The sequence below is a fragment of the Xanthomonas bonasiae genome (assembly GCF_017163705.1).
Classification (GTDB): Bacteria; Pseudomonadota; Gammaproteobacteria; order Xanthomonadales; family Xanthomonadaceae; genus Xanthomonas_A; species Xanthomonas_A bonasiae.
Window position 1 is genome coordinate 161,290 of the sequence record NZ_JAFIWB010000002.1, and the last position, 21,441, is coordinate 182,730.

The following is a 21,441-nucleotide window of genomic DNA, read 5'->3' on the forward strand; positions in this document are numbered from 1 at the left end:
CTGACGGCCGCCGCGCGATGCCGCTCCGAGGCCGTTCGGGCCTCAGTACCACTCCAGCAGCGACACGCCCAGGCCCACATAGGTGGCGCGGTGGTTGTAGTCTATCATGCTCTCGCCGTAGCCGTCGAACACCTGCACATGGCCGCGCAGCAGGTTGCTGATCGGAAAGCCCCAGTCCAACTGCACCGCGCCGTGCGAACGGTCGCCGCTGCGCAGCGAATGCCGCGCCATCAGCGAGATTTCGTGGCCGCCGCGGTTGTAGGTCAGGGTCGCGTCGCCGCGGCCCATGTAGTCCTCGATGTCCGGGTTGTTGTCCTGGCGGTCGCTTTCCGGGAGCCGGTACCACGGGCGCAGCACCAGCGCCCAGTTCTCGCGGTCCAGGCCGACGTTGAGGATCGCCCGGTTCCAGCTGCGCGAGAACGGATCGCTGCGGCCGTTGGACTGGTGGGTGAGCTGGATCCCGGTCATCCGTCCCTTCCAGCCGAACAGGCTGTAGTTGTTGCGGAACACCAGCGCCAGCTCCGGCTCGTAGTTGGTCTCGCGGAACGGCCGCGACTGCTCGCTGTTGTAGACCTGCCAGCGCGAACTCTGGGTATAGGCGCCCCACAGGTCGCCGTTGTCGCCGAAGATGTTCTCCACGATCTTGGTCTTGAAGCTGAGCTGGAACTTGGCTTCGATGCTGTCCAGCGACTCGGCCGTGGTCACCGTGTTGTTCGGGTTCGGCGAGGACGGCGTCTCGTTCTTCTTGCTGGTCCAGAACGCCGGCAGCAGGTACACCGGCTTGTAGGCGCGCAGCTGGAAGGTGCCCAGCTTGGAGTCCTTGGCCAGTTCCCAGCGGCTGTCCAGCAGCGAGCCCTTGCCGGCGTTGGCGATGGTGGCGTCGTAGCGGTCGTCCTTGAACAGCGAGGCGGCGCGCTGGCGGGTGCGTTCGGCCAGGCCGGCGTCCTGCGGGATCGACGCATCCAGCTGTTGCTTCTGGTTCTCGATGGCCATCTTCGCCGCCGCATCGGCGGCCTGCGGATCGGCGACCCGGCGCGACAGCGCCTGGTCGTAGCAGGACAGGCGCGCGGCGTCGCTGGTGATCGCGACGCAGGCCTCGGGCGAGGCAGGGGTGGGCTTCACTTCCTGGGCGTGGGCCAGCGGCATCGCCGCGAAGGACAGCAGCAACAGGGGACGGGCCGGGCGATGGATCATGCAGGTTCTCTCGGAAACAGGCGGCGCGGGCGGGTGGTGCGCTGCCGAGGTGAATAGCCGGCTGCGAAAATACAGCAGCGTCCACAACGGAGTCATCACGCGTTCATCTCACGACGCCGACGCGGGGCCTCACAGCAGCCAGGCGGCGGCGAACAGGCCGACCATCGCCAGCGCCAGGGCCAGCTTGGCGGCGGTCCCCAGGACGATGCCCAGCCAGGTGCCGAGGCCGACCTTGGTCGCCTGCTGCAGCTGCCGGCCGTGCCAGTATTCGCCGGCCAGCGCGCCGACGAAGGGCCCGACGAACAGGCCGATCGGCATGAAGAACAATCCCGCAATGCTGCCCAGGACCGAGCCCCACAGCGCCTTGCGGCTGGCGCCCACGCGCTTGGCGCCGAACACGGTGGCCAGGAAATCGACCAGGAACGACAGCAGGGTCAGCACGCCGAGCACCGTCAGCATCACCCAGCCCACGCGCTGGAAACCGTCGGCCCAGGCCGCCAGCAACAGCCCGGCGAACAGCAGCGGCATCCCCGGCAGGGCCGGCAGCACCACCCCGGCCAGGCCCAGCACCACCAGCAGCCCGGCGACGATGTAGTAGATGAACGTAGGATCCACGCGGCTTGCTCCGGAGGGTGATTTGGGGGTTGACAGACGGGGTGTTTTTGCTGATTGCATTTTCATTTTCGCCGCGGTAAGTTTCAGCCGCTGCGTTTGCAAAGGTCACCGTGAATCGTGGCCCGATGCGGTAGATCCAAACGATCCGCTACAGCGTTATACCTCGCTTCCTCCTTGCAACCAGCCGCCGAACCCACGGCGTACCCACCCCTGAGACTGTTTCAAGGAGTAAGTCCATGACTGACGGCAATCGCGAAAACGGCACCGTGAAGTGGTTCAACGATGCCAAGGGCTTCGGTTTCATCAGCCGCGAGAACGGCGAGGACGTGTTCGTGCACTTCCGCGCGATCCAGACCCAAGGCTTCAAGAGCCTGAAGGAAGGGCAGAAGGTCAGCTTCACCGTGGTGCAGGGCCAGAAGGGCCTGCAGGCCGACGCGGTGCAGCCGGTCTGAACCCGGCGCGCCCGGCGCAACGCCGGGCCCGCGCCCAGCAAAAAGGCCCGCACTGCGGGCCTTTTTGCGTTTCGGCAAGCGCGGCAGCGCGAGCGCTTAGCGCGTCACCACGCGGCCGTTGACCACGCGCACGTAGGTGTTCTCGCGGATCCCGGCCAGATCGCGCTGGTTGACCACGATCACCCGGCCATCGTCCATCTGCACGTGCACGTCGTAGCTGTCGCTGGTGACGTTGTTCTGGATCTGGTTGCCGGCCAGCGCGCCGGCGGCGGCACCGGCCACGGCCGATACGTTCTGGTTGCCCTTGCTGCCGCCGGTGTGGTCGGAGATCTCGTGGCCGGCGATCGCGCCGACGATGCCGCCCAGGACCGCGCCGGTGCCGGTGGGCGCGGTGCGGCCGGAGGCCACCGTATCGATGCGGGTGACGATGCCGCAGTCCGCGCAGCGGTTGTCCGAATAGCCGCGCGACGGCTGGCTGTAGCCGCCGCCACCGCCGCCGTAGCCGGGGGACGTGGCGCAGCCGGCCAATGCCAGAACGGCGACGGCGCCAGTGGCCAGTAGATGGATCTTCATGTGTGCTCTCCTCGACAGACGGTGGACCGCGGCAGCCCCGCGTTTGCACGCATCCTGTCCGCCAGCGTGTGAATGCAACGCCAATCGCCACGCGCCTGGATGGCCGACGCGCTGCAGCGTCAGGGGGAATTCATCGACGAGCGCGACGGCGGGTCAGCGGAAATCGCGATGGCAGGCGTCGCAACCGTCGTCGATCCGGTGGGTGAGCTGGTCTAGCGCGGCGCAGGTGGTCGGCAGCGGGGCCTGCGCCGCATCCAGGGTGGCGCGCAGCGCCCCGGCATGCTGCTGGAAGCGGCTGTCGTCGCCGAGTCCGGGAAACGCGGTTTCCAGGTCGTTGCCGAGCAGGCGCAGCGTGTGCACGCGCGCTTGCAGGTCGGCGGCGCTGCAGCGGTTCTGCGCATGGCTGCGTTGCAGCAAGGCCAGCTGCTTGTCCATCACCTGCATCAGGCTACGCGGGAACGGATCCTGCCGCGCCTGCAGCGCGCGCATCGACATCACGGTCGCGACCAGGCCGATCAGGATCCCGGCGAGCAGCACGAACAGGTAGCGGGAGGCAGTGGAGGCGGGCGGGCTGGCCATGGGGCGGGCTGGCGGAAGGAAAGCGCGATAGTACGCCGGCCGCCGACCCGCGTGGCGTCGCCGCCGCGGCGTCGCCAATGAAATAAACTGCGCGCATGAACGAACAATTGCGCGAGCGCTTCGCCGGCATCGACCGGCTGTACGGGCGCGGGACCATCGAGCGCCTGGCGCAATGCCGGGTGGCGGTGGTGGGGATGGGGGGCGTCGGCTCGTGGGTGGTGGAGGCGCTGGCGCGTTCGGCGGTCGGCCATCTGACCCTGATCGACGCCGACGACATCTGCGTGTCCAACACCAACCGCCAGTTGCCGGCGCTGCAGGGCCAGTACGGGCGCAACAAGGCGCGGGCCATGGCCGAGCGCTGCGTGGCGATCAACCCGGCGATCGAAGCGACCGCGGTCGAGGCCTTCCTGACCCCGTCCAACATCGCCGAACTGCTCGGCACCGGCTTCGACCTGGTCGTCGATGCCTGCGACAGCTTCCGGGTCAAGGTGGAGACCATCGCCTGGTGCCGCCGGCGCAAGCTGCCGCTGCTGACCGTGGGTTCGGCCGGCGGCCGCACCGACCCGACCCTGGTGCGCATCCGCGACGTGTCGCGCACCGAGCACGACGCGATGCTGGCGTTGATCCGCAAGAAGCTGCGCAGCGAGTTCAACTTCCCCAAGAACCCGCAGCGCTACTTCGGCGTGCCGGCGGTGTATTCGCTGGAGAACGTGCGCTACCCGCAGGCCGACGGCAGCGTATGCGGGCTGCGGCCGCAGCTGGGGCCGGATGCGGCGTTGAACCTGGACTGCGGCGCCGGGCTGGGCGCCGCCACGCATATCACCGGCGCGTTCGCCTTCGCCGCGGCGGGCAAGGCCTTGGAGATGCTGTTGAAACCGAAGCGGGAGCAGCCGGCGACGGCGACGGCTGCGGCGCTGGAAGCGGAGTAGCGAGCCGAAGCGGTTGTCCGCCCCGTGGGCCTGACAATTGGTTCACGCCTGCCGGCCTGACGGAGTCCGTCAGTGATTCTTTTCCAGATAGAACGCGAGGTACTTCCTTGGCCGTTCCTGGAAGGCTCTTGCCTTGCCGAGGCGGTGGGCTTGGTCGAAACAGCGATAGGCCTCGGAATATTCTTCCAGCTCGAAGTGCGCCATTCCGAGGTCGAGCAATGGGCCGGTATCGCTATCCGATTCACGGGCCTGTAGCGACTTCTGCGCCCATTGTTTGGCGGCGGCGAAGTCGGCGTTGTCGAAATGCAGGTTGTAGAAGGAGCCGGTGATCCACGCCGACAGCGGCGGCCATTCCAGCTTCGGCTCGGGCAGCAAGTCCCAGGCGCGGTGGTAGGCCGATCGGGCGGCGCCCTTGTCGCCGCGCTCGTCCAGCGCATTGCCCGACTCCATGATACCCATGATGTCCTTCGCCAGCTCGGGGTTTGCGTCTGCCAGGTCTTCCATGCGTCATGGCTCCTTGCCGATGCGTTCTTCGTGGTCCGCCGATTCTACATCCGGCCCAGCGGGCAGCCATTTGCCCTCGATTCTCTTGTAGCTGTCTGCCCGATACGGGTGGCGAGCGACGATGCGCGAAATTCGCGTCTGGAAATCGCGCTCCTCATGCCAGACACTGCCGCATTCGCCGCAGCCCCAGAACGGCGGCGGATCGGCATCGACCAATCGACCCATCCCGCGCATCGTGGAAGCGGGCCGCGATAGGGGTGCCTCGTGGTCATGTGGTTTGGCGACAGCGACCATCGTGACGTACTGCGTGGACGCGCCGCAGCACGGGCACTCGATCATGATGGAACGCTGACCCTTTGCCAGCAGCGGCATGACGAACGCACGCGGTTGCGTGTCCAGGCCGAAGCGCTCCTTGCAGGGCTGGCACTGTGCGTTCGCTGTGACTCTATGTCTGTTTCCCTGCAGGCCGCCGCATTTCCGAGCCGTCACGCGGGCTCGGCACGCGCATCCAGGCCGAACAGTTGCTGCGCATTGCGCGTGGTCTGTTCGGCGATCTCGGCGGCGGGCTGGCCGCGCAGCATGGCGATCGTGTCCAGGACCGTGCGCAGCCGCGCCGGCTCGTTGCGCTCGCCGCGGATGGACGCGTCGGGCTGGTCCGGGGCGTCGGTTTCCAGCAGTAACTGCTGCAGCGGCAGCTCGGCCGCCAGGCGCCGCAGCCGCTGCGCGCGTGCGTAAGTGACCGGGCCGCCGAGGCCGATCAGGAAATCCAGCGACTGCAGTTGCCGCGCCTGTTCCGGGCTGCCGGCAAAGCTGTGCACCACGCCGCGCAGGCGCCCGACCTTGCGGATCGCCAGGATCACCGCGTCCACCGCGCGCCGCGCATGCACGATCACCGGCAGGTCGAACGCGCGCGCCAGCTGCAGCTGGCCGGCGAAATACCGCTGCTGTTCGGCCTCATCCAGTCCTTCGACGAAGAAATCCAGGCCGCATTCGCCGATGGCGCAGGGGCGCTCGCGTTCGATCCACTCGCCGAGCAACGGCAGATGCTCCGGGCGGTGCTGGTCCAGGAACAGCGGATGCAGGCCGTAGGCCGGATACAGGCCGTCGGCCATCGCGCAGACCTCGCGCAGCTTCGGCCAGGAGGCCGCCGTCACCGCCGGCAGCACCTGCGCGACGATGCCGGCGGCCTGCGCGCGCGCGACCACCGCGGCGCGGTCGCCGTCGAACTCGGCGGCGTCGAGATGGCAGTGGCTGTCGATCAGACGCATCGGCGGTCAGCGGCGCACGCGGCGCGCGCTGGACGCGATGGGCTCCGGTTCGACGGGCGCAGGCGTGCGGGTCTTCCAGTTGGCCAGCAACAAGGTGCCCAGGCCGAACACGATCTCGTCGATGAAGGGCAGCGGGTCGGGCAGCAGCACGCTCAGCACGAACAGGCCGGCGGTCAGTTTGAACAGCGTGGGGTAGCGCAATTTGCCGGCCCACCGAAGCAATGGCAGCACGATCGGGTTAGGCATGGACGATCCTCCGGCAGGGTGATGAAAACGCTAACACGCTTGATATGGCGCCTTTCCGCATGCCGCACCAGTCCGCGCTCAGGATTTTCGCTGAATAGGGAGCGGATCGGTTCAGCTTCGGCATGGTAATCACAGCACCGTAGATGCAGACAACGCGGCCAGACCGCAGGAGAGAAACGATGAAGAGCAATACGACAACCATTCTGGTCGCGGCTGGCGCATTGCTGGTCGGCGGCGTGGCCACCGCGGCCTTCATGAACAACCGCGACAAGCAGGAGTTCGCCGGCAGCGGCGACGTGCGTCCGGCCGCGGACAGTGTTGCCGGCGACGCGGTCGCAGGCAACGATGTCGGCGGCAAGCTGGAATACGCCGACGTGGTGCGGGTCGATCCGATCACGCAGAAGGAACAGCGCTACGCCGAGGTGATCGGCACCGAGCCGCTGCGCGAGACTTCCACCACCACCACCCCGCGCCAGGTCTGCAACGACGTGGTGGTGCAGGAACGCCTGCCCGAGCGCGACGGCAACGTCGGCGGCACCGTGGTCGGTGCGGTGGTCGGCGGGCTGCTCGGCAACCAGGTCGGCCATGGCAATGGCCGCAAGGCGGCGACCGCGGCCGGCGCAGTGGCCGGCGGCTTCATCGGCAACCAGGTCGACCGCAATCACGTCGGCGGCCGCGTGGTCGATCGCACCGAGCGCCAGTGCCACACCGAGAACAGCACCGCCGAGTCCTCGCGCATCACCGGCTACAACGTGACCTACCGCAACGACGACGGCAGCACCGGCACCATGCGCACCGACAGCAAGCCAGGCAGCCGCATCGCCTTGGGCAAGGACGACGTGGTCAAGGGCTACGAGGTCACCTACCGCTACGACGGCCAGGAGAAGACCGTGCGCATGGACGACAAGCCCAGCAGCGACCGCTTGCCGGTGCTGGACGGGCGCCTGGTCACCCAGACCGCCTCGGCCGGCGACGTGATCAGCCAGCGCTGAGTCTCGCCGCGGCAGCAGGGAGAAAAGGTCGGCCAGGTGCCGGCCTTTTCTTTTTCCGGAGCGCGGGCAGGCCGATACAATGCGGCTTTCGCCTGCCGAGTCCCGCCATGCCGTTGCCTTGCGACGATCTGTTCAACGTGGCCGCGCTGCTGAGCGAGGAGGAGCGCGCGATCCAGCAGGCGGTGGCGCGCTTCGTCGATGCCAGGGTGCTGCCGATCATCGGCGACGCGTTCGACCAGGCGCGGTTCCCCGCCGAACTGGTGCCGGACCTAGCGCAACTGGGCCTGCTCGGCGCCACGCTGCCGCCCGCCGACGGCGGCGCCGGGCTCAATGCGGTCTGCTACGGCCTGATCTGCCAGGAACTGGAACGCGGCGACAGCGGGCTGCGCAGCTTCGTCAGCGTGCAGTCCTCGCTGTGCATGTATCCGATCCACGCCTATGGCAGCCAGGCGCAGCGGCAGCGCTGGTTGCCGGCGATGGCCGCCGGCACCGCGATCGGCTGCTTCGGCCTGACCGAGGCGCAGGGCGGTTCCGACCCGGCCGCGATGCAGACCCGCGCGGTGCGCGACGGCGACGGCTGGCGCCTGAGCGGCAGCAAGATGTGGATCACCAACGGCAGCCTGGCCGACGTGGCGATCGTATGGGCGCAGACCGAGGACGGGGTGCAGGGTTTCCTGGTCGAAGCCGGCACGCCGGGCTTCGCGACGCAGGACATCGCGCACAAGATGAGCCTGCGCGCCTCGGTGACCTCGGCGCTGTTCCTGGACGACGTGCGCGTGGCGGACGCGCAGCGGCTGCCGGGCGTGCGCGGGCTGAAAGGCCCGCTGGGCTGCCTGACCCAGGCCCGCTACGGCATCAGCTGGGGCGCGATCGGCGCGGCGATCGCCTGCCTGCGCGAGGCGCTGGCCTATGCCGGCGAACGCATCCTGTTCGGACGCCCGCTGGCGGCCACGCAGAGCGCGCAGATCAAGCTGGCCGACATGGCCCGGCGCATCGCCGGCGCGCAGCTGTTGGCGCTGCAGCTGGGCCGGCTCAAGGATGCAGGCGCACTGCAGCCGGCGCAGGTGTCGCTGGCGAAGTGGAACAACGTGCGCATGGCGCTGGACATCGCCCGCGAATGCCGCGACCTGCTCGGCGGCGCCGGCATCACCACCGAATACGGCGCCATCCGCCATGCCTTGAACCTGGAATCGGTGATCACCTACGAAGGCACCGAGACCGTGCACCAGCTGGTGGTCGGCCGCGAGCTGACCGGCATCAATGCGTTCTGAACCGGTACGCGCCGCGGCCATGGCGCCCGGGGCAATGGACAGGCACGAGGAGGCGAGGGCATGAGCATTTTCGATCTGCAACTGGACACCGGGCGTCTGCTGCTGCGCCCGCCGAGCGCGGCGGATTTCGACGACTTCTGCCGGTTCACCGGCGATGCCGAGACGATGCGCCATCTGGGCGGCGTGCAATCGCCGCCGGTGGCCTGGCGTGCGCTGGCGGCGCTGGTCGGCAGCTGGCAGTTGCAAGGGTTTTCGATGTTCTCGGTGATCGAGAAGCGCAGCGGGCAATGGATCGGCCGGGTCGGGCCGTGGCAACCGCATGGCTGGCCGGGGACCGAGGTCGGCTGGGGGATCGCGCGCCCGTACTGGGGTCAGGGCTATGCGCCGGAAGCGGCGCGCGCCTCGATCGACTGGGCGTTCGCGCAATTGGGCTGGACCGAGGTGATCCACACCATCGCCGCCGACAACGCCAATTCCAAGGCGGTCGCGGCCAAGCTGGGCGCGCGCTACCTGCGCCAGGATCGCCTGCCCGAGCCGCTGCAGGCGCACGAGGTGGAAGTGTGGGGGCAGTCGCGCGCGGACTGGCAGGGGCGGCGCTGAGCGGCCTGGCGGCGGTCGCCCTGGCCGTATTCACCTGGCCGCGCTGCGCCGGCGGCTAGGCTGCAAGCCCCAAATCGGTCAGGAGTACGCCATGAGCCAGTACCGCATCGCCGTCTTCGTCGGCAGCCTGCGCAAGGAGTCGTTCAACCGGCGCCTGGCGCTGGCGCTGGAGAAACTGGTCGGCGACCGCGCCCGCTTCGAGTACGTGGAAATCGGCGACCTGCCGCTGTACGACCAGGACCAGGATCACGACTATCCGGAGCAGGGCAAGCGGCTGAAGGCGCAGGTCAGCGACGCCGACGCGGTGCTGTTCGTCACCCCCGAGTACAACCGCTCGATCCCCGGCCTGCTCAAGAACGCGATCGACCTGGGCTCGCGGCCCTACGGCGACAGCGCCTTCGCCGGCAAGCCGGCAGCGGTGTGCGGAGCGTCGCCGGGCACGCTCGGCACCGCGCTGGCGCAGCAGCACCTGCGCAACGTACTGGCCTACCTGGACATGCCGGTGCTGAGCCAGCCGGAGGTGTTCGTGCAGTTCAAGGACGGCCTGATCGAGGCCGACGGCAGCATCGGCAACGACGATACGCGCAAGTTCCTGCAGGGCTTCGTCGACAAGTTCATCGCCTGGGTCGACGAACTGCAGGCCTGAGCCGGCGAACCCGCGATCTCAGTGGATGCGACGCACAACGGCGATGCTGCATCGCCGCGGCGATCGCCTTGCGTGGCGCGGCCTGCGCGCAGTTCTCAACGGGTTGTCCACAGACTTGTCCCTAGCCGCGCCGCACGCCGCTGACTAAGATGGCCGGCCGGGTCGCGCCATCGGCGCCGCCCGCCGACCGCGCCCCCCAGAGAGAAGATCCAGCCCATGTCCGCCCGTCCCGGCTACCGCGGCGACCGCAAAAGCGAGCGTGGCGAACGCAGCGAGCCGCGTATCGATCAGTTGCGCGTGCCGCCGCATTCGATCGAGGCCGAACAGGCCGTGCTCGGCGGCCTGATGCTGGCGCCCGACGCCTACGATCGGGTCAACGACCAGCTCACCGACAACGATTTCTACCGGCGCGATCATCAGCTGATCTACCGCGCGATCCGCGAGCTGGCCGAGAAGGGCCGCCCGTTCGATGCGGTGACCCTGGGCGAGTGGTTCGAGTCGCAGGGCAAGCTGGAGATGGTCGGCGACGGCGCCTACCTGATCGAACTGGCCAGCACCACGCCGTCGGCGGCCAACATCGCCGCCTATGCCGAGATCGTGCGCGACAAGGCGGTGCTGCGGCAGCTGATCGAGGTCGGCACCACCATCGTCAACGACGGCTTCCAGCCGGAAGGGCGCGAGAGCGCGGAGCTGCTGGCCAGCGCCGAGAAGGCGGTGTTCAAGATCGCCGAGGCCGGCGCGCGCGGGCGCAGCGATTTCGTGGCCATGCCCGGCGCGTTGAAGGACGCGTTCGAGGAATTGCGCAGCCGCTTCGAGAACGGCGGCAACATCACCGGCCTGCCCACCGGCTACAGCGACTTCGACGCGATGACCGCCGGACTGCAGCCGACCGACCTGATCATCCTGGCCGCGCGTCCGGCGATGGGCAAGACCACCCTGGCGCTGAACATCGCCGAGTACGCCGCGATCAAGTCGAAGAAGGCGGTGGCGGTGTTCTCGATGGAAATGTCGGCCTCGCAGCTGGCGATGCGCCTGATCTCCTCCAACGGCCGCATCAACGCCCAGCGCCTGCGTACCGGCCAGCTCGAGGACGAGGACTGGGCGCGGGTCACCGGCGCGATCAAGATGCTGAAGGAAACCAAGATCTTCATCGACGACACGCCCGGCGTGTCGCCGGAGATCCTGCGCTCCAAGGCGCGCCGGCTCAAGCGCGAGCACGACCTGGGGCTGATCGTCATCGACTACCTGCAGCTGATGTCGGTGCCGGGCAACAGCGAGAACCGCGCCACCGAGATCTCCGAGATCTCGCGCTCGCTCAAGGGCCTGGCCAAGGAGCTGGGCGTGCCGGTGATCGCGCTGTCGCAGCTCAACCGCTCGCTGGAAACGCGTACCGACAAGCGCCCGGTGATGGCCGACCTGCGCGAATCCGGCGCGATCGAGCAGGACGCGGACATGATCGTGTTCATCTATCGCGACGATTACTACAACAAGGAAAATTCGCCGGACAAGGGCCTGGCCGAGATCATTATCGGCAAGCATCGCGGCGGCCCGACCGGCTCGTGCAAGCTCAAGTTCTTCGGCGAATACACCCGCTTCGACAACCTGTCGCACGATTCGGTGGGCGCGTTCGAGTAGGCGCCGCACGCGACCGCGACGGCGGCCGCGCGATTGCTGCGCTGCAGTGGATGCGGCCGGCGGCGCGCGTATTCATCCGGGCACAGCGATACTTCTGTCACAGAGCGCTTTGACTGCGCTCAACCTCAATCCGTGATGGTCGATACCCGGAGGGAACCCTTCCTGGATCCCCGCCCATGCCGCTGACCGTCACCCATGCGGAAACCGCCGACCGCGATGCCGTCGCTGCGGTCGCCGCGTTGCGCGCGCAACTGGGCGCCGCGCCGCTGGACGCCGTGCTGCTGTTCTGCGATGCCGAATACGATCTGGACGCGTTGGGTCCGGCGATCAAGGCCGGCTTCGACTGTCCGGTGATCGGCTGCACCGCTGCCGGCCAGATCGGCGAGCACGGCTTCCAGAGCAACGGCATCCTGGTCGCCGGCCTGCGCGGCGGCGTGCTGCAGGCGCAGCCGCTGCTGATCGCCCCGCTGAGCGACCTGCAGGCGCAGGTCGCGGTGGTGGCCGAGACGGTGCAGGCGGCGACGGCCGACAAGGCCGGGCAGTGCTTCTCGCTGCTGCTGGTCGACGGACTGTCCACCTGCGAGGAATACCTGGCGGCGGCGCTGTACCGGATGATCGGCGACGTGCCGCTGCTCGGCGGCTCGGCCGGCGACAACCTGCGTTTCGAGCGCACCCTGGTCTACTACGACGGCCGCTTCCTGGCCGATGCGGCGGTGCTGACCCTGTTCCATTCGCGGCACCCGTTCGTGGTGTTCAAGCTGCAGCACTTCGTCGCCAGCGAGATCGAACTGGTGGTCACCGACGCCGATCCGGCGCGGCGCCTGATCCGCGAGATCAATGGCGAGCCGGCCGCGCTGGCCTACGCGCAGGCGATCGGCGTGCCGCTGGAAGAACTGGAGCCGAAGGTGTTCTCGACCTATCCGCTGCTGCTGACCTTGAGCGGCGAGCCCTACGTGCGTTCGATCCTGCGCGTCAACGAGGACTTGTCGATGACCTGCTACTGCGCGGTGGAAGAGGGCATGGTGGTGTCGGTCGGCCAGGCGGTGGACGTGATGGAAACGCTGCAGCAGGCCTTTGCCGAAGTGCACGAGACGATATCCGACCCGGCGCTGGTGATCGGTTGCGATTGCATCCTACGCCGCCTGGAGTTCGGCCAGTCGCAGATGCAGCAGCAGGTCGGCGCGTTCATGGCGCAGCAAGGCGTGTTCGGTTTCTCCACCTACGGCGAGCAGTTCAACGGCTTGCACGTCAACCAGACCTTTACCGGCGTGGCGATCGGGAGATGAGCATGTCCGCAGATGCAGCGACGGTCCCGATCCTGGCGCATGCCGCAACCGCGCCGCTGGAGAGCGGCGAGACGGCGTTGATCGCCGAGTTGCGCCGGCAACTGGCCGCGCGCGACAAGGTGATCGCCGTGTTGAAGAAGCGGGTCACCGCGCGCGACGATGCGGCGGCCTCGCCGCTGGCGACGCTGCAGCAGAACATCGCGCTGGGCAAGGTGGTGGCGCTGAAGACGCAGGAGCTGAGCCGCGAGCGGCAGGAGCTGGAGCATGCCCTGGCCGACCTCGGCAAGGCCCAGGTCGCGCTGCTGCAGGCGCAGAAGATGGAGTCGATCGGCCAGCTCGCCGCCGGCATCGCCCACGAGATCAACACGCCGGCGCAGTACGTGCGCGACAACCTGGCCTTCGTGTGCAAGGCCAAGCAGATCCTCGACCACGTGTTCGACATGACCTTCGCTATCGTCGATGCGGCGCGTGCGCAGGGCGTGGCGCCGGAGCTGGTCGCCGCGCTCGACGCGCAGGTGACCTCGTCCAAGTTCCAGTACCTGCGCAAGCAGACCCCCGAGGCCTTGCAGCAGTCGCTGGAAGGGCTGGACCGCATCACCAAGATCGTCAGTGCGATGAAGACCTTCTCGCATCCCTCGGCCGGCGAGAAGGAACCGGTCGACCTGCGCGAGCTAGTCGCCACCACCATCACCGTCGCCCGCAACGAGTGGAAATACGTGGCCGAGATCGAGACCGATTTCGCCGCGGACGTGCCAATGGTGCCGTGCCTGCGCGACGAGATCGGCCAGGTGTTGCTGAACCTGGTGGTCAACGCGGCGCATGCGATCGGCGACACGCTGGTGCCGGGCGAGCGCGAGCAGGGCCGGATCCGCATCATCCTGCGGCGTGCCGGCGACAGCCACGTGGACCTGTGCGTCAGCGACGACGGCCCGGGTATTCCCGAGGCGATCCGGACCAAGGTGTTCGATCCGTTCTTCACCACCAAGCCGGTCGGCAAGGGCACCGGCCAGGGCCTGGCGATCGCCTATTCGGCGGTGGTGGAAAAGCACCAGGGACTGATCTTCTTCGAACCGCCGGCGGACCAGCGCGGCACCACGTTCGTGGTGCGGCTGCCGTTGAACGCCGTGGCGGGCTGAACGATGCGCGTGCTGTTCGTCGACGACGAGAAGCAGGTACTGGCCGGCCTCGAGCGCACCATGTTCATGGCCGACCGCGATTGGGACGTGGCCTTCGCCGGCAGCGGCGCCGAGGCGCTGGTCGCGCTGCGGGCGCAACCGGCCGACGTGGTGGTCTCGGACATGCGCATGCCGATGATGGACGGCGCCGAACTGCTACGCCAGGTGCGCGACAGTTGCCCGCGCACCATCCGCATCATCCTGTCCGGGCATACCGAACAGGAAGCGGCGCTGCGTTCGCTGGACGTGGCCCACCAGTTCCTGGCCAAGCCCTGCGAGGGCGATGCGCTGATCGAAGCGATCGACCGCGCCGTGGCGCTGCAGGTGCTGCTGAACGATCCGGCGGTGCAGGCGGTGGCCGGACGCATCGGCGGGTTGCCGTCGGCACCGCGCATGTTCGCGCGGCTCAACCGCCTGCTCGGCGACCCCGCTGCCGGCCTGGCGCAGGTGGCCGCGGTGGTGGAAGGCGACCCGGCGCTGGCGGCCAAGGTGCTGCAGCTGGCCAATTGCGCGTTCTTCGGCAACGGCCATCGCGTGGCCGAGATCAAGGACGCGGTCAACCGCATCGGCATCGGCCTGCTGCGTACGCTGGTGCTGGCCAGCGAGGTGTTCCACAGCGACGCCGGCGACTCGGCCGACGCGATCCGCACCGATGCGGTGCGCGCGTCGCGGCTGGCGGCGGTGGTCGGCAAGGGCCACGTCGCCGAGGACGTGGTCACGACCGCGGCGCTGCTGGCCAACGTCGGCGCGTTGCTGCCGGACGTCGAGCGCCTGTGCCGCGATGCCGATCCGCACGGGCGCGGCTTCCCGTCGCATGCGGAGATCGGCGCCTACCTGCTCGGCGTGTGGGGCCTGCCCGGGGCGATCGTCGAGGCGGTCGCCCATCACCGCGCGCCGCGCCGGGTCGAGCATCGCCAGTTCGACGCGATCGGCGTGGTGCATGTGGCCGTGGCGCTGGCCCAAGGCCAGGCGCCGGACCTGGAGTACCTGCAGGCGATGGGCGTGGCCGCGCAGCTGCCGCAGTGGCAGGCGGCGTGCGCGCAGATTCGCGAAGCGGAGATCGTGTCATGAGCGAGCCGGAACTGCCGCGCATCCTGTGCGTGGACGACGAACCCAATCTGCTGGCGGCGCTGGAGCGCAACCTGTTCGGCCAGTTCGACGTGGTCACCGCCAACGGCGGCGAGGCCGGACTGGCCGCGATCGCCGCCGGCCCGCCGTTCGCGGCGATCGTGTCGGACATGCGCATGCCGGGCATGGACGGCGCCGCGTTCCTGGCCGCGGCGCGCGCGCGCGCGCCGGACAGCGTGCGCCTGCTGCTGACCGGGCAGGCCGATGCGACCTCGGCGATCGCCGCGATCAACCAGGGCGCGATCTTCCGCTTCCTGTGCAAGCCGTGCCCGACCGAGGAACTGGTCGCCGCGCTGGAACAGGCGGTGGCGCTGCATCGCGCCACGCTGCTGGAACGCGAGCTGCTGGAAACCACGCTGGCCGGCACCACGCGCATGCTCACCGAGGTGCTGTCAATGGTCGCGCCGTGGGCGTTCCAGCGCTCGGCGCAACTGCAGGCCTGCGTCAGCCACGTCACCGCCAAGCTGCCGTGGCCCAACCGCTGGATGGTGGAAGTGGCCGCGGCGTTGAGCCACATCGGCTGCGTCAGCGTGCCGGGCGACATCGTGCAGCGCGAGATCGCCGGCGACGAACTGTCCGAGGAAGAGCAGAAACTGATCGACGGCCATCCGCTGGTCGCGTACCGGCTGCTGACGGCGATCCCGCGCATGCAGGCGGTGGCCGAGATCGTGCGCTACCAGGCGCTGCCGCCGCCGGCTGACGCCTCGCCGGACGTGGTCCGCGGCGCGCAGCTGCTGCGCGCCTCGCTGCTGCTGGTGCGCGGGCTGGCGCGCAAGCTGCCGTTGGCGCACGCGGTGCAGGAGCTGCGCAAGGTCGAGCCGCCGCTGCCGCGCGGCCTGATCGACGCGCTCGCCGACCTGCAGCTCAATACCCGCAGCGGCATCCGCAAGGCCAAGGTCTGCGATCTGGTGCCGGGCTGGCGCCTGGAGCAGGACGTGGTGTCCAAGCGCGGCATGATGCTGCTGGCGCATGGCAGCGAACTGAGCCTCACCTCGATCCTGGCCTTGCGCAATCTGCAGGCGGCCGGCGCCATCGTCGAGCCGCTGCTGGTCAGCTACGGCAACCAGGAACAGTCCGGCGCGCCGGTCGCGGCCTAGCCAGCACGCCAGCCGGCACCCGCGCCGGCGCCGTGCGCGCTCACGCCGGCTGCGCGCCGGCCCCGCGTATCCTTGCGCGTCCTTTTCCGGCCCGTCCTGCGCATGAGCTACGCCATCGTCTGGTTCCGGCGCGACCTGCGCCTGCACGATCAACCCGCGTTGCACGCGGCGCTGGCCGCCGGGCACACGCCGGTGCCGGTGTACGTGCACAGTCCCGGCGACGAGGGCGCCTGGGCCGCCGGTGCGGCCTCGCTGAGCTGGCTGCAGCGCTCGCTGGCCGCGCTCGACGCGCAACTGCAATCGCGCGGATCGCGGCTGATCCTGCGCCAGGGTCCGGCCGAGACCGTGCTGCGCGAGCTGATCGCCGAATGCGGCGCGGTCGCGGTGTACTGGCACCGCCGCTACGAACCGGCCACGCAGCCGCGCGACGCCCGGCTCAAGCGCGAACTGCGCGAGCAGGGCCTGGAGGTGCACAGCCACAACGGTGCGCTGCTGTTCGAACCGTGGCAGCTGGCGACCCAGCAGGGCGGGCCGTACAAGGTGTTCACGCCGTTCTGGCGCAGCGCGCTGAGCCATTGGCAGGTGCCGGCGCTCTTGCCCGCGCCGAAAACGCTGCCGCCACCGCCGCCGGCACTGCACAGCCTGCCGCTGGAACAACTGGGACTGGCGCCGGCGTTAGGCTGGGACCGCGGTTTCTGGGAGGTATGGCGACCGGGCGAAGCGGGCGCGCACGAGGCGCTGGAGGTGTTCGTCGACGGCGCCCTGCGCGGCTACGTCGCCGGCCGCGACCGTCCCGACCAGGTCGGCACCTCGCGCCTGTCGCCGCACCTGCATTTCGGCGAGATCGCGCCGTGGCGGATCGTCGCCGCACTGGAAAACGAGCGCAGCGCCGCCACCGGCGCGGCGATCGACGGCTACATCCGCCAGCTCGGCTGGCGCGACTTCGCCCATCACCTGCTGCACCATTTCCCGGCCACACCCGAGCACAACCTCAATCCGCGCTTCGCCCGGTTCCGCTGGGCCACGCCGGATCCGGCGCAACTGCAGGCCTGGCAGCGCGGCCGCACCGGCGTGCCGATCGTCGACGCCGGCCTGCGCGAACTGTGGCATACCGGCTGGATGCACAACCGGGTGCGGATGATCGTCGCCAGCTACCTGTGCAAGCACCTGCGCGTGCATTGGTCCGAAGGCGCGCGCTGGTTCTGGGACACGCTGGTCGATGCCGACCTGGCCAACAACACGCTCGGCTGGCAGTGGGTGGCGGGCACCGGCGCCGACGCCGCGCCGTACTTCCGCGTGTTCAATCCGGTGACGCAGGCGCAGAAGTTCGATCCGCAGGGCCGCTATATCGCGCGCTGGGTGCCGGAGCTGGCGGCGCTGCCGGTGGCTGAGCGCTTCGCGCCGTGGCTGTCGCCGCAGCGCCTGGCCGCCAGCGCGCCGCACTATCCGCGGCAGCCGATCGTGGACCTGGCCGCCGGACGCGACGCCGCGCTGGCCGCCTACCGCGAGACCGGCGGCGGCTGACCCGGGCGCACGCGGTGCGCGCGTGCTGCACTGCGGCGTGAACCGCGGCAGCGCGGGGCAGGGCGCCGCGATTGACGCCCTTCGCCGCGCCATGATTCACTCCGGCCAGGCACAGGAGCATGCATGGCCACCAGCACAGCCCGCCGCAAGCCGCGGCGCGAACCGATGTCGCGCGTGGATACCGCCTGGTTGCGGATGGAGCGGCCGACCAATCCGATGATGATCACCGGCGTGCTGATGCTCGACGAGGCGCTGTCGCTGTCGCAGTTCAAGCAGTTGGTGCGCAAACGCTTCCTGTCGTTTCCGCGCTTCCAGCAAAAGCCGGTGGACACCGCGACCGGCGCCTACTGGCAACACGACGACGACTTCGACCTGGACTGGCACGTGCGCCTGTCGGCCCTGCCCGGGCGCGGCGGCAAGAAGGCGCTGGAACGCTTCGCCGGGCAGATGGCGTCCACGCCCTTGGACAAGACCAAGCCGCTGTGGCAGTTCCATCTGATCGAACGCTACGAAGGCGGTTCGGCGCTGGTCGCGCGCATCCACCACAGCTATGCCGACGGCATCGCCCTGGTGCAGGTGCTGCTGTCGCTGACCGACATGCAGCGCGTGCCGGAACCATCGGCGCAGCTCGGCCGCGCCTGGCTGAAGGACGACGGCAAGGAAGTGGTGCGCCGGGTCGGCGCCATCGACCGCTACCTGAAACTGGGCGGGCGCATGCTCGACAAGGGCCGCGAGATGTACCAGGACCCGAACCTGGCGCAGATGCTGGCCAAGGAAGGCGGCCTGATCGGCCGCGAACTGGCCAATGCGCTGCTGCTGTCCGACGATCCGCCGACGCTGCTGCGTGGGCGCCTGGGGGTCAGCAAGCGGGTGGCCTGGGCCGCGCCGCTGGACCTGGACGAAGTGAAGGCGGTCGGCCGCGCCTGCGACTGCACGGTCAACGACGTGCTGATGGCGACGATGGCCGGCGCCCTGCGCGACTACATGCTCGAGCGCGGCGAGCAGTTGGACGGGGTGACCCTGCGCGCCACGGTGCCGGTCAACCTGCGCCCGCTGGAACACGCGCGCAAGCTCGGCAACCATTTCGGGCTGGTGTTCCTGGACCTGCCGGTCGGCGAGGCCAATCCGGTGCGGCGCGTGCAGCGCGTGGCCGAATCGATGCAGCAACTCAAGCAGTCGCGGCAGGCGATGGTGGTGTTCGGGCTGCTGGCCGCGGTGGGCATGGCGCCGGCGGCGCTGCAGTCGCTGGCGCTGGACCTGTTCAGCCGCAAGGCGACCACCGTGGCGACCAACGTGCCGGGGCCGCAGCAGCCGCTGTATCTGGCCGGCAGCCGCGTGCGCGAGATGATGTTCTGGGTGCCGCAGACCGGTTCGATCGGGGTCGGTGTGTCGATCATGAGCTACAACCACCGCGTGCACTTCGGCCTGATCGGCGACGCGCGGCTGATTCCCGACCCGGATGCGGTGATGCGCCGGATCGGCGCCGAATTCGAGAAGCTGCTGTACCTGGCGCTGATGGGCGACTGGGAGCATCCGCTTCGCGCAGCGGATGCGGACGCGCTGCTGCCGGTTTCCTGAACAGGGCGCATGCGGACGCAGCGCGACCCGCGCGGCGTTCATGCCCGTCTCGCAGGCGCTTGTTTATGCTTGCTCCCACTTCAATCCAGATGTGGGAGAGAGCGCGATGAAACGCACCGTCATTCAAGGCATGTCCGTGGCGCTGGCCAGCGCGCTGGTGTTGTCCGCCTGCGCCACCGGCGGTTCCTACGTGCAGCGCGACCAATACGGCAATCCGACCGAACAGCAGAACAACCGCACCGGCCGCGGCGCGCTGATCGGCACCGCGGTCGGCGTCGCCGCCGGCCTGCTCAGCGGCAGCAGCGCCACCGAGCGCCGCCAGCACGCGATGATCGGCGCCGGCATCGGCGCGCTCAGCGGCGCGGCGATCGGCAACTATCAGGATCGCCAGGAACGCGCGCTGCGCGAGCGCACCGCCAACACCGGCATCGACGTGCGCCGCGACGGCGACAACATCACCTTGAACCTGCCCGACGGCATCACCTTCGACTTCAACCAGTCCACGCTGAAGCCGCAGTTCTATTCGGCGCTCAACGGCGTGGCCTCGACCCTGGGCGAATACAACCAGACCATGATCGAAGTGGTCGGGCACACCGACAGCATCGGCAGCGATGCGGTCAACCAGCGCCTGTCCGAGCAGCGTGCCGCCTCGGTGGCCGCGTACCTGACCGCGCAGGGCGTGCAGCGCGAGCGCATCGAGACGCTGGGTGCGGGCAAGAAGTACCCGATCGCCGACAACAGCACCGAGGCCGGCCGCGCGCAGAACCGCCGGGTCGAGATCCGCGTGGTGCCGCTGCGTTCCTGAGCGGCGTCCTCCAAGCCGGAAATGCGAACGGGCCGCGGATGCGGCCCGTTTCGCGTTGTGCGCCACCGGCGCGCCGGCGTGTGCCGAGGTCGTCCCGGGATCGCCGCGCGCAGGACCGGGGCCAGCGGCCGCGGTCGCTGCCCGCTCAGACCAGCGCTTCTTCCTCCAGTTCCGGCACAGGTTCCGCCTCCGCCTCTTCCAGCGATGGCAGTTCGGCCAGCTGCGGCAACGCCAGGGTCTGGGTATTCATCGCCACGCCGCTGCACAGGGTGAACTCGGCGCCGCTGTCGGCGTGTTGCGTGGCCAGCTTGGCCGGGCACTGCGCCAGCATGTAGTTGACGTCGAAGTTGAGCTTGTCGACCAGGAAATCGACGAAGGCGCGGACCTTCGGCGACAGCATGCGCCCGCCGGGAAACACCGCGTTGAAATCCAGGTCCGGGCCGACCCAGCCGCCGAGCACGCGGCGCGCCTTGCCGGCCTCGATCAGCGGCTTGATCGTCGCGTCGCTGGCCAGCACCAGGCCTTCGCCGCACACCAGCCCGCCGATCAGCGCGGCCGAGTCGTTGGCGACCAGGATCGGCTGGATCGCGAAGTCGCCGCTCTGCTTGCCGTTGCGCAGCGGCCAGCTGAGCCGGTTGTTGCCGTTGCGGCCATTGCTCAGCGCCAGCGTGCGGTGGTGTTGCAGGTCGTCCGGATGCAGCGGCTCGCCGTGGCGCTCGATGTAGTTGGGGCTGGCGAACACCTGGGTGCGGAAGGTGGCCAGCTTGCGCGCGACCATGGTCGAGTCCAGCAGAGCGCCCATGTGCAGGGCCACGTCCACGCCTTCGGCGATCGGATCGACCTTGTCGCTGGTCATGACCATTTCCAGGCGCACTTCCGGATGCTGCTTGTGGAATTCGCCCAGGATCGGCGCCACCCAGGAAATGCCGGCGGAGTAGGGCACGCTGAAGCGCAGCCAGCCGCGCGGGCCGGCCTGCAGCTGCCCGACCGCGCTCTCGGCTTCCTCCAGTTCGCGGGCGATGCGCTGGCAATGTTCGTGATAGACCGCGCCGGCTTCGGTCAGGCCAAGGCGGCGCGTGGTCCGGTGCAGCAGGCGCGCACCCAGGCGCGCCTCCAGATCCTGCACCTTTCTGCTGACGGTGGTCTTGGGCAGGCCGAGCGCATTGGCCGCGGCGATGAAGCTGCCTTGCTCGACCACCTTGACGAAGATCAGGGTGTCGTTCAGATCGTGGGTCATGGCGGGTTCCTGAGGGGTGGAGACGATTGGACCGGTGACGGGACGATTATTCCCCTTAATTCGGACTAATCAAGTGCGGCTTTGGCGCCTAATTTGTACGCATTCGC

General features: G+C 69.0%; 23 protein-coding genes. 14 read left to right on the top strand and 9 right to left on the bottom strand.

The genetic code is table 11. The features are described 5' to 3' along the window. Positions 1-42 precede the first annotated feature (42 nt). Together JR064_RS03405 and JR064_RS03410 are read right to left on the bottom strand one after the other, a co-directional pair. A complete protein-coding gene (locus JR064_RS03405; protein ID WP_206228822.1) occupies positions 43-1,194 on the bottom strand; it encodes a phospholipase A in 1,152 nt (383 codons plus the stop codon). Positions 1,195-1,323: 129 nt separating this feature from the next. Continuing rightward, positions 1,324-1,809: a DUF456 domain-containing protein gene (locus tag JR064_RS03410; RefSeq protein WP_179565229.1), complete on the bottom strand. Its 486-nt coding sequence runs from the start codon at positions 1,807-1,809 to the stop codon at positions 1,324-1,326. 236 nt (positions 1,810-2,045) lie between these two features. Here JR064_RS03410 and JR064_RS03415 point away from each other — a divergent pair, with 236 nt between their 5' ends. After that, positions 2,046-2,261, top strand: coding sequence for a cold-shock protein (locus tag JR064_RS03415; RefSeq protein WP_046979462.1), 216 nt, complete (start codon positions 2,046-2,048; stop codon positions 2,259-2,261). 96 nt (positions 2,262-2,357) lie between these two features. On the opposite strand, the gene JR064_RS03420 is transcribed toward JR064_RS03415, so the two are convergent. Together JR064_RS03420 and JR064_RS03425 are read right to left on the bottom strand one after the other, a co-directional pair. Then, positions 2,358-2,834: a glycine zipper 2TM domain-containing protein gene (locus tag JR064_RS03420; protein WP_206228823.1), complete on the bottom strand. Its 477-nt coding sequence runs from the start codon at positions 2,832-2,834 to the stop codon at positions 2,358-2,360. A gap of 153 nt (positions 2,835-2,987) precedes the next feature. Continuing rightward, entirely contained in the window at positions 2,988-3,413 is a 426-nt protein-coding gene (locus JR064_RS03425; protein WP_179565225.1) for a hypothetical protein, read from the bottom strand. A gap of 95 nt (positions 3,414-3,508) precedes the next feature. On the opposite strand from JR064_RS03425, the gene JR064_RS03430 reads away from it, so the two are divergent. Further along, positions 3,509-4,342 carry a tRNA threonylcarbamoyladenosine dehydratase gene (locus JR064_RS03430; RefSeq protein ID WP_206228824.1) on the top strand — a complete coding sequence of 278 codons (834 nt, stop codon included), beginning with the start codon at positions 3,509-3,511 and terminating at the stop codon, positions 4,340-4,342. 69 nt (positions 4,343-4,411) lie between these two features. Here the strand turns inward: JR064_RS03430 and JR064_RS03435 are convergent, their stop codons facing one another. From JR064_RS03435 to JR064_RS03450, 4 genes are all read right to left on the bottom strand, one after another. Continuing rightward, positions 4,412-4,846, bottom strand: a complete 435-nt coding sequence (locus JR064_RS03435) for a hypothetical protein (RefSeq protein WP_206228825.1) — start codon at positions 4,844-4,846, stop codon at positions 4,412-4,414. A gap of 3 nt (positions 4,847-4,849) precedes the next feature. Then, positions 4,850-5,218, bottom strand: a complete 369-nt coding sequence (locus JR064_RS03440; RefSeq protein ID WP_206228826.1) for a hypothetical protein — start codon at positions 5,216-5,218, stop codon at positions 4,850-4,852. A 113-nt stretch (positions 5,219-5,331) separates the two neighbouring features. Then, positions 5,332-6,114: a TatD family hydrolase gene (locus tag JR064_RS03445; protein ID WP_206228827.1), complete on the bottom strand. Its 783-nt coding sequence runs from the start codon at positions 6,112-6,114 to the stop codon at positions 5,332-5,334. A gap of 6 nt (positions 6,115-6,120) precedes the next feature. Beyond that, entirely contained in the window at positions 6,121-6,360 is a 240-nt protein-coding gene (locus JR064_RS03450) for a DUF6116 family protein (RefSeq protein ID WP_191824034.1), read from the bottom strand. A gap of 179 nt (positions 6,361-6,539) precedes the next feature. Between JR064_RS03450 and JR064_RS03455 the strand changes: the two genes are divergently transcribed. The 12 genes from JR064_RS03455 to JR064_RS03510 all read left to right on the top strand — a co-directional run bounded on the left by JR064_RS03455 (position 6,540) and on the right by JR064_RS03510 (position 20,097). Continuing rightward, complete coding sequence (locus tag JR064_RS03455) at positions 6,540-7,352, top strand: glycine zipper 2TM domain-containing protein (protein ID WP_179565213.1); 813 nt, start codon at positions 6,540-6,542, stop codon at positions 7,350-7,352. A gap of 107 nt (positions 7,353-7,459) precedes the next feature. Beyond that, positions 7,460-8,623: an acyl-CoA dehydrogenase family protein gene (locus tag JR064_RS03460; RefSeq protein WP_179565211.1), complete on the top strand. Its 1,164-nt coding sequence runs from the start codon at positions 7,460-7,462 to the stop codon at positions 8,621-8,623. Between the two features lie 60 nt (positions 8,624-8,683). Continuing rightward, entirely contained in the window at positions 8,684-9,223 is a 540-nt protein-coding gene (locus tag JR064_RS03465) for a GNAT family N-acetyltransferase (protein WP_206228828.1), read from the top strand. Between the two features lie 91 nt (positions 9,224-9,314). Continuing rightward, positions 9,315-9,869, top strand: a complete 555-nt coding sequence (locus JR064_RS03470) for an NADPH-dependent FMN reductase (RefSeq protein ID WP_206228829.1) — start codon at positions 9,315-9,317, stop codon at positions 9,867-9,869. Positions 9,870-10,085: 216 nt separating this feature from the next. Beyond that, a complete protein-coding gene (locus tag JR064_RS03475) occupies positions 10,086-11,504 on the top strand; it encodes a replicative DNA helicase (RefSeq protein ID WP_179565205.1) in 1,419 nt (472 codons plus the stop codon). A gap of 176 nt (positions 11,505-11,680) precedes the next feature. Further along, positions 11,681-12,790 carry an FIST N-terminal domain-containing protein gene (locus tag JR064_RS03480; RefSeq protein ID WP_179565203.1) on the top strand — a complete coding sequence of 370 codons (1,110 nt, stop codon included), beginning with the start codon at positions 11,681-11,683 and terminating at the stop codon, positions 12,788-12,790. Positions 12,791-12,792: 2 nt separating this feature from the next. Next, the gene (locus JR064_RS03485; protein ID WP_179565201.1) at positions 12,793-13,926 is read left to right on the top strand and encodes a sensor histidine kinase; all 1,134 of its coding nucleotides are present in this window, start codon (positions 12,793-12,795) and stop codon (positions 13,924-13,926) included. Positions 13,927-13,929: 3 nt separating this feature from the next. After that, positions 13,930-15,036 carry an HDOD domain-containing protein gene (locus tag JR064_RS03490; RefSeq protein WP_206228830.1) on the top strand — a complete coding sequence of 369 codons (1,107 nt, stop codon included), beginning with the start codon at positions 13,930-13,932 and terminating at the stop codon, positions 15,034-15,036. After that, on the top strand, positions 15,033-16,190 hold the full coding sequence (locus JR064_RS03495; protein ID WP_179565197.1) for an HD domain-containing phosphohydrolase: 1,158 nt from the start codon (positions 15,033-15,035) through the stop codon (positions 16,188-16,190). Before JR064_RS03490 ends, JR064_RS03495 begins: the two co-directional genes overlap by 4 nt. A gap of 102 nt (positions 16,191-16,292) precedes the next feature. Further along, positions 16,293-17,714, top strand: a complete 1,422-nt coding sequence (locus tag JR064_RS03500; RefSeq protein ID WP_206228831.1) for a cryptochrome/photolyase family protein — start codon at positions 16,293-16,295, stop codon at positions 17,712-17,714. Positions 17,715-17,837: 123 nt separating this feature from the next. Next, entirely contained in the window at positions 17,838-19,292 is a 1,455-nt protein-coding gene (locus tag JR064_RS03505; protein ID WP_179565193.1) for a WS/DGAT/MGAT family O-acyltransferase, read from the top strand. A 106-nt stretch (positions 19,293-19,398) separates the two neighbouring features. After that, positions 19,399-20,097 (top strand): YiaD family glycine zipper/OmpA-like lipoprotein, encoded by a 699-nt coding sequence (locus JR064_RS03510; protein ID WP_179565191.1) that lies wholly within the window; start codon positions 19,399-19,401, stop codon positions 20,095-20,097. A 145-nt stretch (positions 20,098-20,242) separates the two neighbouring features. Here the strand turns inward: JR064_RS03510 and JR064_RS03515 are convergent, their stop codons facing one another. After that, positions 20,243-21,334 carry a LysR family transcriptional regulator gene (locus tag JR064_RS03515; protein WP_179565189.1) on the bottom strand — a complete coding sequence of 364 codons (1,092 nt, stop codon included), beginning with the start codon at positions 21,332-21,334 and terminating at the stop codon, positions 20,243-20,245. Between the last annotated feature and the right edge of the window lie 107 nt (positions 21,335-21,441).

Coding starts and splice junctions, on each gene's coding strand:
- JR064_RS03405 (WP_206228822.1), bottom strand. CDS start 1,194: ATGATCCATCGCCCGGCCCGTCCCCTGTTGCTGCTGTCCTTCGCGGCG.
- JR064_RS03415 (WP_046979462.1), top strand. CDS start 2,046: ATGACTGACGGCAATCGCGAAAACGGCACCGTGAAGTGGTTCAACGAT.
- JR064_RS03420 (WP_206228823.1), bottom strand. CDS start 2,834: ATGAAGATCCATCTACTGGCCACTGGCGCCGTCGCCGTTCTGGCATTG.
- JR064_RS03425 (WP_179565225.1), bottom strand. CDS start 3,413: ATGGCCAGCCCGCCCGCCTCCACTGCCTCCCGCTACCTGTTCGTGCTG.
- JR064_RS03430 (WP_206228824.1), top strand. CDS start 3,509: ATGAACGAACAATTGCGCGAGCGCTTCGCCGGCATCGACCGGCTGTAC.
- JR064_RS03435 (WP_206228825.1), bottom strand. CDS start 4,846: ATGGAAGACCTGGCAGACGCAAACCCCGAGCTGGCGAAGGACATCATG.
- JR064_RS03440 (WP_206228826.1), bottom strand. CDS start 5,218: ATGCCGCTGCTGGCAAAGGGTCAGCGTTCCATCATGATCGAGTGCCCG.
- JR064_RS03445 (WP_206228827.1), bottom strand. CDS start 6,114: ATGCGTCTGATCGACAGCCACTGCCATCTCGACGCCGCCGAGTTCGAC.
- JR064_RS03450 (WP_191824034.1), bottom strand. CDS start 6,360: ATGCCTAACCCGATCGTGCTGCCATTGCTTCGGTGGGCCGGCAAATTG.
- JR064_RS03455 (WP_179565213.1), top strand. CDS start 6,540: ATGAAGAGCAATACGACAACCATTCTGGTCGCGGCTGGCGCATTGCTG.
- JR064_RS03460 (WP_179565211.1), top strand. CDS start 7,460: ATGCCGTTGCCTTGCGACGATCTGTTCAACGTGGCCGCGCTGCTGAGC.
- JR064_RS03465 (WP_206228828.1), top strand. CDS start 8,684: ATGAGCATTTTCGATCTGCAACTGGACACCGGGCGTCTGCTGCTGCGC.
- JR064_RS03470 (WP_206228829.1), top strand. CDS start 9,315: ATGAGCCAGTACCGCATCGCCGTCTTCGTCGGCAGCCTGCGCAAGGAG.
- JR064_RS03475 (WP_179565205.1), top strand. CDS start 10,086: ATGTCCGCCCGTCCCGGCTACCGCGGCGACCGCAAAAGCGAGCGTGGC.
- JR064_RS03480 (WP_179565203.1), top strand. CDS start 11,681: ATGCCGCTGACCGTCACCCATGCGGAAACCGCCGACCGCGATGCCGTC.
- JR064_RS03485 (WP_179565201.1), top strand. CDS start 12,793: ATGTCCGCAGATGCAGCGACGGTCCCGATCCTGGCGCATGCCGCAACC.
- JR064_RS03490 (WP_206228830.1), top strand. CDS start 13,930: ATGCGCGTGCTGTTCGTCGACGACGAGAAGCAGGTACTGGCCGGCCTC.
- JR064_RS03495 (WP_179565197.1), top strand. CDS start 15,033: ATGAGCGAGCCGGAACTGCCGCGCATCCTGTGCGTGGACGACGAACCC.
- JR064_RS03500 (WP_206228831.1), top strand. CDS start 16,293: ATGAGCTACGCCATCGTCTGGTTCCGGCGCGACCTGCGCCTGCACGAT.
- JR064_RS03505 (WP_179565193.1), top strand. CDS start 17,838: ATGGCCACCAGCACAGCCCGCCGCAAGCCGCGGCGCGAACCGATGTCG.
- JR064_RS03510 (WP_179565191.1), top strand. CDS start 19,399: ATGAAACGCACCGTCATTCAAGGCATGTCCGTGGCGCTGGCCAGCGCG.
- JR064_RS03515 (WP_179565189.1), bottom strand. CDS start 21,334: ATGACCCACGATCTGAACGACACCCTGATCTTCGTCAAGGTGGTCGAG.